The organism is Mesorhizobium sp. M0761, assembly GCF_040320205.1.
Taxonomy (GTDB): domain Bacteria; phylum Pseudomonadota; class Alphaproteobacteria; order Rhizobiales; family Rhizobiaceae; genus Mesorhizobium.
This window is the reverse complement of record NZ_JAMYPF010000025.1, coordinates 1-12,806: the sequence shown is the minus strand read 5'-3', so window position 1 is coordinate 12,806 and position 12,806 is coordinate 1. Positions and strand designations below refer to the sequence as shown.

The 12,806-nt window shown below is 55.7% G+C and carries 13 protein-coding genes and 1 pseudogene; 2 read left to right on the top strand and 12 right to left on the bottom strand.

Annotated features, from left to right (window positions below; genetic code table 11):
- Nucleotides 1-60: 60 nt before the first annotated feature.
- From NKI32_RS28260 to NKI32_RS28230, 7 genes are all read right to left on the bottom strand, one after another.
- Nucleotides 61-621, bottom strand: coding sequence for a recombinase family protein (locus NKI32_RS28260; protein WP_353004629.1), 561 nt, complete (start codon nt 619-621; stop codon nt 61-63).
- 152 nt (nt 622-773) lie between these two features.
- A complete protein-coding gene (locus NKI32_RS28255; protein WP_353004628.1) occupies nt 774-3,215 on the bottom strand; it encodes a hypothetical protein in 2,442 nt (813 codons plus the stop codon).
- A gap of 194 nt (nt 3,216-3,409) precedes the next feature.
- Entirely contained in the window at nt 3,410-4,204 is a 795-nt protein-coding gene (locus tag NKI32_RS28250) for a hypothetical protein (RefSeq protein ID WP_353004626.1), read from the bottom strand.
- A 15-nt stretch (nt 4,205-4,219) separates the two neighbouring features.
- Complete coding sequence (gene hxsC / locus NKI32_RS28245) at nt 4,220-5,380, bottom strand: His-Xaa-Ser system radical SAM maturase HxsC (protein ID WP_353004623.1); 1,161 nt, start codon at nt 5,378-5,380, stop codon at nt 4,220-4,222.
- 1 nt (nt 5,381) lies between these two features.
- Nucleotides 5,382-6,839 (bottom strand): His-Xaa-Ser system radical SAM maturase HxsB, encoded by a 1,458-nt coding sequence (gene hxsB, locus NKI32_RS28240; RefSeq protein ID WP_353004621.1) that lies wholly within the window; start codon nt 6,837-6,839, stop codon nt 5,382-5,384.
- Nucleotides 6,832-7,164 carry an HxsD-related protein gene (locus NKI32_RS28235; RefSeq protein WP_352912275.1) on the bottom strand — a complete coding sequence of 111 codons (333 nt, stop codon included), beginning with the start codon at nt 7,162-7,164 and terminating at the stop codon, nt 6,832-6,834. The genes hxsB and NKI32_RS28235 overlap by 8 nt, the downstream gene beginning before the upstream one ends.
- The gene (locus tag NKI32_RS28230; RefSeq protein WP_127218519.1) at nt 7,164-7,424 is read right to left on the bottom strand and encodes a hypothetical protein; all 261 of its coding nucleotides are present in this window, start codon (nt 7,422-7,424) and stop codon (nt 7,164-7,166) included. The genes NKI32_RS28235 and NKI32_RS28230 overlap by 1 nt, the downstream gene beginning before the upstream one ends.
- Nucleotides 7,425-7,941: 517 nt before the next feature.
- On the opposite strand from NKI32_RS28230, the gene NKI32_RS28225 reads away from it, so the two are divergent.
- A complete protein-coding gene (locus NKI32_RS28225) occupies nt 7,942-8,310 on the top strand; it encodes a sunset domain-containing protein (protein ID WP_084566736.1) in 369 nt (122 codons plus the stop codon).
- Between the two features lie 14 nt (nt 8,311-8,324).
- On the opposite strand, the gene NKI32_RS28220 is transcribed toward NKI32_RS28225, so the two are convergent.
- From NKI32_RS28220 to NKI32_RS28210, 3 genes and pseudogenes are all read right to left on the bottom strand, one after another.
- Nucleotides 8,325-8,789, bottom strand: coding sequence for a PIN-like domain-containing protein (locus tag NKI32_RS28220; RefSeq protein WP_352793034.1), 465 nt, complete (start codon nt 8,787-8,789; stop codon nt 8,325-8,327).
- Between the two features lie 23 nt (nt 8,790-8,812).
- The gene (locus tag NKI32_RS28215; RefSeq protein ID WP_023687371.1) at nt 8,813-9,049 is read right to left on the bottom strand and encodes a hypothetical protein; all 237 of its coding nucleotides are present in this window, start codon (nt 9,047-9,049) and stop codon (nt 8,813-8,815) included.
- Nucleotides 9,050-9,124: 75 nt separating this feature from the next.
- A pseudogene (locus NKI32_RS28210) lies at nt 9,125-9,352 on the bottom strand (helix-turn-helix domain-containing protein); the annotation flags it as partial.
- Nucleotides 9,353-9,886: 534 nt separating this feature from the next.
- On the opposite strand from NKI32_RS28210, the gene NKI32_RS28205 reads away from it, so the two are divergent.
- Nucleotides 9,887-10,117, top strand: a complete 231-nt coding sequence (locus NKI32_RS28205; RefSeq protein ID WP_031202508.1) for a hypothetical protein — start codon at nt 9,887-9,889, stop codon at nt 10,115-10,117.
- A 277-nt stretch (nt 10,118-10,394) separates the two neighbouring features.
- Here the strand turns inward: NKI32_RS28205 and NKI32_RS28200 are convergent, their stop codons facing one another.
- Nucleotides 10,395-11,708, bottom strand: a complete 1,314-nt coding sequence (locus NKI32_RS28200; protein WP_352793031.1) for an HlyD family type I secretion periplasmic adaptor subunit — start codon at nt 11,706-11,708, stop codon at nt 10,395-10,397.
- On the bottom strand, nt 11,695-12,806 hold a 1,112-nt coding region (locus NKI32_RS28195), incomplete at its 5' end, for a type I secretion system permease/ATPase (RefSeq protein WP_353004618.1). The genes NKI32_RS28200 and NKI32_RS28195, both read right to left, overlap by 14 nt.

Below are 12,806 nucleotides of genomic sequence, written 5' to 3'. Positions count from 1 at the left end.
CGATGCCAGCGCCGTAAGCGTAAGCCCTTAGCCGTGGCAGGCCTCGATGCACCGAAGGCTTCATGGCGGTGCCACCGCAGGCGCATTGAGGATACGGTAAACCTGCATCCTTGAGCAGCCGACTATTTTCGCGATCTGCGTCGGGCTCTGGCCGTCATCGCGAAGGGTCATCACCTTGTTCCTGTCAAGACGCTGTCTGCCCCCTTTGTAGGCACCGACAGTCTTTGCTCTCTCAATTCCCTCGCGCTGACGATCCTTGATGAAACGCCGCTCCATCTGAGCGACCATCCCCAGGACCGTCAGTACGATATGACCCATCTCACCACGAGTCGAGACATGCGGGTCCAGGACAGTCACGAAAGCACCCCGTTGCTCGCACTCGTGGATCAGGTTCAGAACGTCGCGGGTGTCGCGGCCGAGCCGGTCCAGCCGAGTGACGAGCAGTTCATCACCCGGCCGCAGAAACTCGATGATGGTGGCGAGTTCTGCCCTGCCGTCGCGGCTCGCACCGGACACCTTTTCAGATCGGATGATGCTGCACCCTTCGGTCTGCAGCTTGGCAATTTGGGTTTCAAGGTCCTGGTCGACGGTGCTGACGCGAGCGTAGCCTATCCGGCTCATGTGGTGTCACCTCAAGGTTTAGGCCTGAGGCTACCTTGTCACAAATAGTCGCTGTCAACCCAGATGTTACATGGCCGTTGCGGTCGGGCGTTACGTCACTTCAGGGCATACTCTGCCGTTACATCCATATTTCAATTTAAAAACCAAGCGCATTAGAAATCTAACAGGTCACCCTGTCCGGTGACCCTAGCGTTTTCTTTTCGAGCAAACGTCAGAGCCTCTTGCACCTTTGCGACGATGTATTTTGCACCCGAGTGCTTCGCATCAACGTAACCCGGGAAAGACATCAAAGCAGCCTCCTGCCGCCTAAGATACTTTTCGAATCCCTCCACGAGGTTCACAGCTTGATGGAGATGAATTTGTCCCGCCCGGTTTTCAACCTGCATCAAATCAAACACACGAGCTGCAAGGGTCTTGTCGTCCATTGGGGTGGTGGGAAGGACGGCCGACAAGTACTCGATGCGTGACGACAAAAGACGCATGTGCGCCCATCCACTGGCAGTCGCCTTCACGCTGTCGCGCTCTCTAATCGTATCCAGCGAGGATGTCTCGACTTCAATCAGCTCCTTTGTGAGGCAGAAGCGAGCTGCGTCTTCGATGTCAGATCGCACAAATCCAAGTGCCTCCATATTTGCCAATAGACGTGGAAGTGCGACAAAACCCATTTGGCCATTGTCGCCGCGGACCTTCCGCAAGGAGATAAGATAGAAAAGTATCTCAGAAAGTAGCATGTTCATGGGTCGCTGCCAGCGGCTATCGCAGTTGAATATATTGGCGATAAACCCGCTGTTGTTATTAAAATACCTGTAATCCTGCCGCATGAGCGCTCTTAGAATTCTGTATTCAGGAAATGAGCGGAAGCCGCTCCCTTGGGCGACTCCTACTATTACCTCTTCAGGCATATGCCCTGAGGTGATTATAGCCATAAACATATCGAGGGCACGTCGTACGTTTCGCCCCGCAAGAGCCTCCAGCATGCGTGAGAGATTATTGGGCCGCTGAAACAGCTCCACATAAATTCCTTTCAGGAATTCGCCCGCCCGGCTTTTCGGGTAAGAGATATGCATACCGGAGCGTGTCTCAAATTTTACGTGTTCCGGGGCTTCAGCAGCTAGGACCTCAAGGCTGAGCTCTAGCCGCTTCTTAACTACATCCACAAATCGAGGTGGGCTGATGTGAAAAATCTGGCCAGTTCGGTATGTATCAAGCGGTGGTTTATGCTTGAAAGCCTCGAAGGTCGAATCGCGCATTTGCAGAATAACAAGGCACTTGGTTTGGTCCATGAACCAGAGCGCGATCTGAAACGCAGCTAGTTGGGCTTCGGTCTCTCGCCGATCCACGTTGTCGAACACAACAATCAAATTTTCGCCACGGTCGCCTTGCAAATACCGTGAGATGCCGCGGGTGAGTATCAAGGAGTCGAGCCGCCAAGCTTCCAGATCACGTGCTCTCTCAAGCCCGCCACGACCAGCTTGAGACGCCTCCATCCTGTCATAGAATGCCTTCCGATCTTCCAAATCGCTAGAGAACACTCGCTCTTGGTCAATTGGGTCCCTCAAATCTATTGGAGCGCCCTCAGCGACTACGCTCTTCGCGAAAGCTTCACATACCCATTTGTCCCATAGATGATAATCTTCCGGCGCATTGTTGAAGTTGAGAAATGCCCAGTGATTCTTATCACGGAGCGGCCTCGGTTGTAGAAACTCCTTGTACCTCCTCGCAAAAAGGGATTTTCCGACTCCGACTCCCCCGGTTACTAGCTGAATATCTCCAGAGTTTTGCCGACTCTCTTGGAAATTCGAAATTGTCTTTGTAACGATATCAGATTTGCGCTTTGTAGTCCGTACTTCAACACGACGTTTAGCCCTTGAAAGGCGATCCTTCAGGTAGGATTCAAGGATTCTATCATAACTAGTAATCTCGTTTGAGGAGATATAAGCACGACTGTAGATCTCTTCGTCGGTCGACTGGTCCCGAGACGAGAAATACCGTCGCAGAACGGGTGCTAAATCGGCTGCGAAGGTGTTCGGCTCGATCCTAGAGGCAATTTGGCTAGGACCCGCGCCCTGATTGAACGGACGTTTAAAGCTCTTGGAGCGAAGCGCATCATTGAGTTGGCTGGCTAACCTCGATAAGATTTCATTACCTAGAAGGGCCGAAAGATCATCAAATGTAGAAGTACCCGGGGCAAGCAGTTCGATCTTTGTGCTAATGGCTGGGTCAGCGTCCCAATGGCCAGCGAGCAATGCGATTCCGTTAGTTGCGATGACTCGGCAGCACGGATTTATTCCAGCCGGAAAAGATCTGTTTATTTCGGTGGCGTATAGCCTAGCCTCCCCGTATGCAGCAACAACATCGCTCGACGGAGATTTTGCTTCTACGACAAGAACCGGAAGTGATTGTTTGTAAATGCAGAAGTCAGGAATATATCCGATCTTTCTCTTGGCGCCTTTCCCCAAATCTCTAGCTGAGATGCCTTCTTTGCTTCTAATTTCGTCGAGAGGTATCGCCAATAACTCTGCGCGAGTGAGGAGAGGCGTCAGGATTTGTGTTTCTACGTCGCCTTCAGTGGCGCCATCAAGGACAGGATTCATTGAAAAGCCACCTAATGTGATTCGCCGATACAGCTCAGATTATAGCATGAGTCCACCACCTTCGGCCTGAGCGGCCACCGGCGGTTTCGAGAATCCAAGCTCGCTGGTAGGAGAGCTAAAGCCGCGTGAGGGGAAAACGTTGTTTCGCAATTTACGCCCGCAGCTGGTAAAAAGTGTCGTCGGGGTTCTAAAGACTAGTGGCCCTTCCTGCCGCCGCCGTTTTTCGCTTTGAAGGGCTTACTATTAGCGGCGCTCTCAGGTTTTGGTGTAAGGACCGCCCCTAAGGGCCAAACAGCCACGGAAGTTTTTCCCGGAGCCTTGAACTCATTGATCGGCCATTTGAGCAGGTCAGGACCGCAAGCGTCGTGAATCGATTTCCTTTTCCGTTCAGCCCATAGGTTGGGGCGAGCTGGAAAACTACTATTGCCCTCCGCGTGGCCTTCATAAAATAATGAACGATTATCTTGACTTGTGACTTTAGCGAAGGTGTCCCAGCACAAAATAACGTCTGAGCGTCTCTTTTTCCGATCTAAGTAGTGGTAGTGCCAGCCGAAATGGTCGTGATGTTCACGTTTAAGCGTATGGTCATCACCAGATACGGTGATCAAATAGGCGACAAGACCCTCGTCTAGGATCACGTAATTCGCATAGCGAGCTGGTTCCAAAAAGCCACGATGTATCGGCCTAGGGGCAAATCGAAATTTGATGGCACCAAGGCTCCAAAATTCGCCTTCCTGCAAAGGCGGGTGGTGCGCATCGAAATGCTCTTTGTGGCGGAGCTGATCGAGCGCAGTCAGGAGCTCCTCCACTTCACGTAGGAGATGCTTTAGCCCGTGCTCCGTGACCCATCCCGGCGGATTGGGCCAAAGGGGCAGTTCCGAGGTCGGCCCAAACGGAAGATTGAGGTCAAAACGGCTCAACTCACTTGATTTGGCCTTGAGCAGAAGCGCGAGTCCGTACGCGTCGTTTCTAATGCCGGTTTTGTACAACACACCTCCGTTTGCTCACTGGAAGGGCGCGATGTGAGAACTTCGCGCGAGGCTGCTGGATGAAAAGAAGCCGCCACACTTATTGCATAGGGAGCAGCCGCTGCACTCATCGGCGTATTCATTTTTCCAATCGCTGATCGAGCGTTTTGCGTACTGATGGATGGAGCCATCAAGAAGACAGAGTTGGTGATTGTAGACTGAAACATTGATCCTAGCCGCAGCCAGATATTGCACAGCCGCCCGCAACTCACTTCGATAGTCGTATGGGTCCATCCAGAGCTTATCCATATTTGCCCTTGTGAAGCCAGTGATCTCCAGCCCCATGAACGTCACGTGGTCTACGAAGGTCAGGTTTCTAAAAATGAAATCTGACAGGTCGGCGAGACCTTCATAGGTTTGCTTGTGAACGACAACTCGTATCTCAACCTCAGCCCCGACGGACTTCAGGTTCATGATCCCGCGGATGGTTTCATCGAAAGCGCCTTTGGATTGAACCACATAGTCGTGCACTTCCGGGTCCGCCGAGTAGATCGGTATGCCGACGGAAAGACGAGGATGCCCGATTGCTTGATAGCGATGCGAGAAGGCCTTGTCCTTAAATGTCCGGCCATTGGAAAGAATATGAACCGGCGTAGACGGAAGGTGGTCACGAGCTGATGACAAAATGTAAAAAAAGTCCTCACCCACCAGCGTTGGCTCACCGCCAGTGATCCCGAGAAACGGGGTCGTTACGGGCAGCAGGGGCAGCACATCCAAAATCTCCCTCGCCAACCAGCGATCATCAACGTCTTTGGGTGGCTGGGAGCACATCAAGCACAGGTGGTTGCACCGCTCCGTTACGAGGAAATAGTTCGCGTTGGCATCCTTTCTGAACAGGACACGCACTGCCTTCCGATCCGGCACAAAGCGGATGACGTCTCCTTCGCTGAGGTAGTCGAACTCGTGGGGCAGAACGACTAGTCGTCGGTCTGAAAACAGTCGCTCAGCTTCCGGCCGATGCTCCTCAAAGGTGACAACCCACTGGCATTCAGGATGAAACGTCTGCCCCTTGAAAAGATACGCATCATGTTCTCGGTTAGGCGCTTGCTCAGTTTGGCCCGTCACGAGCCTAAGTGCCACTCGCTGTGAAAAATCACCGACGCTTGCTGACGCAGCGAAGCCACTCAGTCGCAACATCCTAATTCGCCCAACTTAGAAAGAGTTCTCGGGCGGTAACGTCCTTCTCCATGAGGTCGATCAGCCTCTTGAAGATCGACATATTGCGATTGCAGAATCCCGAGCGCGTTTTGAGGCCAACAAAGTCGCCCTGCGTTGCGGTATGGAACACCGGATCGGAGCCACAGAACGGTTCATAAGCGCAGTCGGCGCACATCGGTACGGAGCCTGCAAAAGACTGCTCGATAGGATCGAGGAGAGCGTCGGACCCGAAAATCTCAGCATAGTTGTTTTCGTGGACATTCCCGAGCAGAAATGTCTTGTCGCCCATTTCGGCCAACATTCGCGCTTCGTCGGACGCATAGACGCTGGCGTCATAGTTGTAGACAACGGCGGAGATGCCGATGCCTGCCGGGCTCATCAGGTCCACATATCCCGGCTCGAAAGGCGTGAGCATCTTTGTGAGGATGGTGGCTGCGTAAAATTCCTTGAAAGGAATGCCGTTCCGATTCAGTTCCAGGATGTAGTTCAGCCCATCAAAATAGAAGTCGAGCCAGCGGTCCACACCATAGGCGGCGTATGACTTCGTCTTGACCGCAAAACCGTATGGAGAAAGTGGCCGAAGAAATATTCCGGGGAAATCTAGCCGGACATATTCGTCAATGACCTCGCGCACCAGTGGAAGGCTGGCTTTGGTCGTCGTCATAAGTGCGCTGACGCGTTCATGGCCGAGAGCCAGTCTGGCCTTGTGGATACCTGCCACAGCCAATTCATAGCTGTTCTTTCCCGGGCGCGGTCGATTGGCATTGTGAAGAGTGGCCGGACCATCAAGCGACGTAGAAATTAGAATCCTGTGCTCGCGGCAAAACTCCAAGATTTCGTCCGTAACGACAGCGAGGTTCGTCGTGATGACGAACTGCAGCGACCGCCCGGCGACTTTGTTGATCGCTTCAGCCCGATGCACGACATGTTGGATCAATGGGAAGTTCAAAAGCGGCTCGCCACCCTGGAACTCGATCTTGATAGCCGGGCTTGGAGATTGAAAAATGAGTCCCAAGGCCTTCTCGGCTGTCTCCTCGGTCATATCGAAGGCTGATCGATCTTCGCTTTGACGGGATACCTGACAGTAGGGGCAGGAGTGCTCGCAACGCAGCGATACGACCATTATGTGAAGAGATGTGAAGTTCTCCAGCCTTTTTGCCTTGGTCCGAACCTTCAGCGCCAGCAGCTCCTTGCCGATATTGGAGGATGCATCAAAGAGGAACTGCCTGCTGCGCAGGCGGGGGTAGGCAGGGTGTGTGCTGGGAAGCTCGTGCTTGACAAACGAAGCCAGCACGGCGCGCGGCAATACCAGATATTCGCCCGCTTGGTTAGTCAGCACATACCGCTCGTCGTCCAACTGGGAAAAACGGAAGTACGCGAGCTGATATCTGTCGTCCCACGGTCGTTGGAACTCAGTTGCCGGAGCAAACTTAGTCATCGGACTGTAGGCCCGATCTGGAAAACGCCAGCGCCAGTATCGCGTTTCTAACCGTGGCGGTTTCGGCGGCGATGCTGCTACGCAGGTCCTGATCCAAGACCTCTAACCGCAGCCTTTCTATCGCTGCGTCGGCCGAAGCTCGCGCGGCCGCCTTATTGAAGTTGATCGTGCATACAGCGAAGCCGCCTTCGATCATGATCTCAACCGCAGCGTTTCCGGTCACCCGATAAGCTGCGCGCTTCACGCAGTCGAGGCTGAAGACTGACAGATCAAACTTGACTTGGGCAGTCTGGACGAGCTCGCTATCGCGAGAGGTGTCCGACATCAACAATAGCTGTAGCCAGAGCAGTGGGACCCGTGACTAGCATGGCTTGAATGGCTGGTGTGGTACGCCATGATGACGTCTGTGCCATTTGAGCGGTCGAGCACCTCACCGTAGCCGAGGTCCGCCGGAACAGTGCCAGCTTCAGCGAGCTTTGCCGAAGGCTGATTTGCCGATTCGACAAGGACTGCAGCCTGAACTTGGCCGCCGAGAATCATCGTGGCCGACAAGGCCATTGGTGACAGGAAATTGCGCTTCGACATTATCCAAACCCCCGTTTGTACGGACTCTTTAGCAAAACGGGCTAAGCCGGACAAGTACCGATTGTGGAGAAGTGCTTAAGAGATCACTAATGCTCCAGCCAAATACTGTAGTGCGGAGTTGACGGGGATCCGTCTTCTGAGCGCAATCGATCGCAGAAGCGGCCCGACGATGCTCTTTTGCAGCCGCTTCGGCTGCCGCCAGAAAGCGCTCGGATTTCAGCCCGAGAAAGCTGTTCGGAAGGTTTGGTTCTGGGCCATTGGCGATCTCCGCTTGGTGGGGTTCGCCGCAACGCGGACCATAGTCCTACATGCCACGCTTCCTGACCTCCTGGCCTACTCTCACGGGAGCGATAGGGCCAGGCGCCAAGCGCCACCATCAGGAGGGAAGCGGTCATGCCGACCATGTCTCGCGCCTGTAGCGTCTCGGGCGCCGCATCAAGGAAGCGGGCTACAGCGCTGCGGCCTGATACTGGACTCCGGGCTTCAGACGATGCATTCTCGCCTCGGGGAAGGGATCATGGGCAATTCTGTTCACGCCAGGAGGTTGGAGAGGCGACGGCCTTGGTGGCGCTCGCTTTTCCGCTATCGTCTCGCCGCCGTTCTGGTGATGCTCGGGGCGACTTCCGCGGGCTATCTTGCAGTCGGCGACGATCGGCACGAGCTGCCGCGCGTTCACCATGGCGGCGATTCGTCGGCCAGCAACGCGGCTGTCCGCGAGGCGGGCTGCGATATCAAGGGCAACATTAACGAGCGCGGCGAGCATATCTACCATATGCCGGGGCAGGAATATTACTCTGCTACGCGCGTCAACCCAGCTCGAGGAGAGCGCTGGTTCTGCTCACAATGGGAAGCGTGGTGGGCGGGCTGGCGGAAAGCGAAAGTGTAGCGATTGCCTTTAGACTACACCTTCAGTTGCTCGATGCGCGTGCTCTTTATTGGAAGTTCGAACATCGCGCCGCCCGCGACAATTTCCGATTGCTTTTCGATCGTGCACCAAAGGGCGAGTAGCCGCTCCATTTGCTTGACGACCGGAGCCTTGTAGAGGCCCTTCGAAAGAAAAAACCCGACGAGCCGAGAGCTTCGAAATGCAGCATATTCGACCTTGTTCCGGGTAATGCGTCGATCGCCAGAGATGACGATCCAACGCCCCTCCGTGCTCAGCTGGCCGATCCAGGCCACATCCGCGCCGATCCCATTCTCCGGCGCAAATGGCGCCGCCTTGGCCATCTCGGCAGATCGTCGAGTAGTCGGGCCAATGCCTTCCAAGCAGGAATGCAGCCAGAGCGACGCGGCAAAGCCCATCGGGACGCGCCAGCCTAGGTCTTCCTCCCCCCGCTGCATGCCAGACGTATTGTCCTTGGGCATCGCGCCGATCCATCGGCGAGGCGTCAGTTCGTCTCGCCGACGATACTGTCATAGTCGCGGCCGATCAGTAGCAGCACGAAGCCGCAGGGCACTGTCACGCTGGTGAGGGCAATAAGGCCGAGCCATCCATAGTCCGGCTTCGCAAAATAGTAGTACCAGCTAATCGCCTGCACCAGCGGAGACACGATCAACATCCAAGCACCCCATATGCCATCCGTGTTGAGCCGGATCGTTGTCGTCGCCCGATAGCTGATTGCCATACGTATGCCCTCCCGTTCCTCAAAAGGCAGCTTCGCGCCGGTTGAGCGCGAACGCAAGCGCCGGCCCGGCTACGGCTTTGCGAGCCTCACGCCGGCGCCTCCTCCATTCTGCGGAATGAGCTCAACCCCGGCAGCCTCCAGAGCGGCCTGCAGGTCGACCAACGTGCGGTCGTATGGCGTCCGCTTGCCAGCTTCGAAATTGGCAATGGTCGTCTTGGCCACCTGGGAGGCCGCTGCCAGCTGATCCTGCGACCATCCAACAAGCGCCCGGGCTGCCCGGCATTGAGATGGCGAAATTTTCATTTTAGTTAAACCTTACATTAAAGTGCGACTGTACGATACGTGCAGCCTTATACCATTAGTGCAACGTTATCGCAAATGCAGACCCAAATGCCTAACACCCCTCTTCTGGAGGCCGGCGAAGCTATGGCCGCTGCCTTCCCTTAGAAGATTTTCCCGCGCCCTGCTCGGTGCCATCGCCTCTATTCCGGGCATAAGAGGCGCGGCCGCGGCGCATGTCTCGCCGCAACCGGCGCCTCTGCCCTCCCAGGAGGAACTGCTGCAAGCCTACAGTGAGTGGCTGTTCTTCGAACGTCTGCTGCTTATGCGCGACATCTACCCTGGCGAGCGCAACCCCTACCGCCAAACAGCCCTCGTGCCCTGCAACACTCTTGCGGCGCATTACCATTTCCCGCTACGATGACCGAGAGTTATAGCCCGACATGGGAAACGGTGCCCTCGCCAGCCACGCGTGCGCTGCTCGTCTTGCAGACTGTCGGCGTTGACTTCAGGCCGCTGAGTGAACGGCAATGATCTTTCGTTCAGAAGGAAACTGCCATGCGAACGACCGAACGTGATCGACCGCCTTCCGGCTGGTTTGTGGTCGACGTGATGCGCCGCGAAGCCCGGAAGTGGGACTGGGCGGCGCTTGTCACCGATACGCATCCTGACGACGATCTAGAAGCTCGGATCTTTGCGAAGCAGTGCTGGGTCCCCATTCCCGGCAAGCACCGAAACCGAGATGCGGCTTGGGATATGTTCGAGGCGATGTCAGCCACGCGGCACTGACTGACTTTCATTCCGCAGAAGAGAAACGAACAGCCCGCTGCTGCTGGTGGCGGGTTTTTCATGTCGCGTTTCATGTCGCGTCCATCAGCCGCGCATCAGTAAAAACCGTCGGAAACCAAGGATACTCAGTTGCTACATGGTGTAACATGAGCTGAATATTACAGAAACAAGTGGTGCCCAGGGGCAAGTAGGAAATGTCTGTGCTTTCAGATCTTACCACGCACATGGCCTGCGGACAACCAACAGAAATACCAACAATATATTCTGGTGGGTTATTTCATTCCTCCCGGAATGTCCGACTGATTTGGTCCGACAGCGGCTTCACGAAATAGGAAAGCGCCGTACGCTCGCCCGTCTGGACCATTGCTTCGGCCGGCATACCGGGCACGAGCGTCAGGCCCTTGAGCTTCGTCAGTTCCGCCTGCGGAACCGACAGGCGCACCAGGTAGTACGAAATGCCGTTTTTTTCATCCGTCGCCAGATCCGCTGCGATCCGGCTGACATATCCGTTCAATATCGGCGTGGTTCTCAGATTGAAGGCTGACATCCGCAGCACGGCCTTGTGACCAAGCTGGATTTGGTCGATGTCCTTCGGGGTGATTCGTACTTCAAGCGCAAGATCGTCGCCTTCCGGCACGATTAGCATGATCGGATCGGCGGGCGTAATCACTCCGCCGACCGTATGAACTGCGAGTTGTTGAATGGTGCCTGACTGCGGCGCGACGATATCGATCCGCCGCAGTTCCTGTTCAACCGCCACCTTGCGCTCAACATACTCCCCGACCTGCGCCTGAACCTCTCTGAGCTCCTGGCCCACTTCCGACTTGAAATCCTGATCGATCTGCGGGATCTGGAGGCGCGTTTCGGCTATGCGGGCTGCCGTCTGTGCCTGATCTGCGATCTTCTCACCGCGTTCGCCACCGAAAGTGGCAACCTGGATCTTCAGGCTGTTCAACCGTTGGTCCGAGACAATGCCTTGGTTGCGCAGCCCACTTAGAACAGCAATTTCCTTTTGGAGAACCTGGATCATTTTTTCACAAGCAATTTCCTGCGCCTTGAGTCCTTCGATCTCGTGGTGATATTGAGTAATGCGTTCCGCCAATTGCGCCTGCTTCCCGTCGCGGGATTGCCTGCGGAATTCGAACAGCAACGTCTCGCTATCTATTGCCGAAGCTACGTCCGGAACATCTCTTCGGGCGAGTAGCCAGTCCGGGAAGGGGATTTCCGCGAGATCGTCACGCTCAGCATCGAGTCTTGCCAGGTAGGCGGCCAGCTCATCGAGCCGCTTGGTGACTATGGCGAGATTAGCGCGCGCCTGGGTGGCATCGAGCCGCATGAGGATGTCGCCGGCTTTTACTTTATCGCCTTCGCGCACAAGGATTTCTCCCACCACCCCGCCAGTCGGGTGCTGCACCTTCTTGACATAGGAAACGACGACAAAGTGTCCGGACGCTACAACCGCACCGGAGAGATTCGTGAAGGTCGCCCAGGCTCCGGCTCCTCCCACAAAGATCACGCTCGCCAGAAGGCCCGCCACCAGGTGGCGGCGAATGGAGCTTGAAACGTCATTGTTCTGATCAATGCCGGACACCGGTATCCTCCATGTCAGCGCGCTCTGCCACGTTATCCTGCGTAGACTCGATGGCCTTCAGGACTTTGGAAGGCGCACCGAATGATCGCTGCCGTCCACCTTCCATCACCAACACCAAATCCACGGCGCGGATGACGCTCGGCTGATGGCAGACAACAACCGCAATGCCCTTGCGCTCGCGCACGGAGGCGATCGCCTTAGCGACTGCAGCTTCGCCTTCCGCGTCGAGATGGATATTGGGTTCATCCAGCACAACAAGGAAAGGGTCTCGATAAAGGGCACGGGCAAGACCGATAAGCTGGCGCTGCCCGGCGGAAAGTGCCGATCCGACCTCACCAATCGGAGTTTCGTATCCGTGCTCAAATCGGAGGATCAGTTCGTGCGTGCCCGCTGCTTTTGCCGCGGCGACAATAGCCTCAGGGTCAGGATCATGTTCAAAACGAGCAATGTTTTCGGCAATGGTGCCGTCGAACAGTTCAACACCTTGTGGTAGATAGCCGATATGACGGCCTAGTGCTTCCCGGTCCCATTGATCGAGGCTTGCGCTGTCAATGCGAACCTTCCCGGCGACCGGCGTCCATGCGCCGACGATGGCGCGCGAGAGTGTCGACTTGCCCGAACCCGATGGACCGATGACCCCGAGTGCGCTTCCCGCCTGAATGGCAAACGCAATGCCGGTCACGGTCGGCTTGCTTTCGCCGGGCGGAACGATTGTCACGCCTTCCAAGCGCAGTTCGCGTTCAGGTGCAGGCATAGGCACAACAGGAGCGGTTTCAGGAACCCTTTCCAAGAGGTCCTCCAGCCGCGCCCAACTCTGGCGCGCAATGAGGAAGGGTTTCCAGCTTGAAATGGCCAGATCGACCGGAGCCAGCGCACGCCCCATCATTATCGAACTGACAATCATGACCCCGGCCGTAGCCTCCTGCCTGACGACAAGGTACGCACCGACGGTAAGAATGGCCGATTGCACCTGCAGGCGCAAGTCGGCATTACATCGCGCTGCTTGCAGCAGGCCATTGCGTGCCATGTTGTGGGCAACGGTATCGCTTATCGGCCCTTGCGAGAGAGTGTTGGCAAGGAGTGTCAGAGATGTGAGAC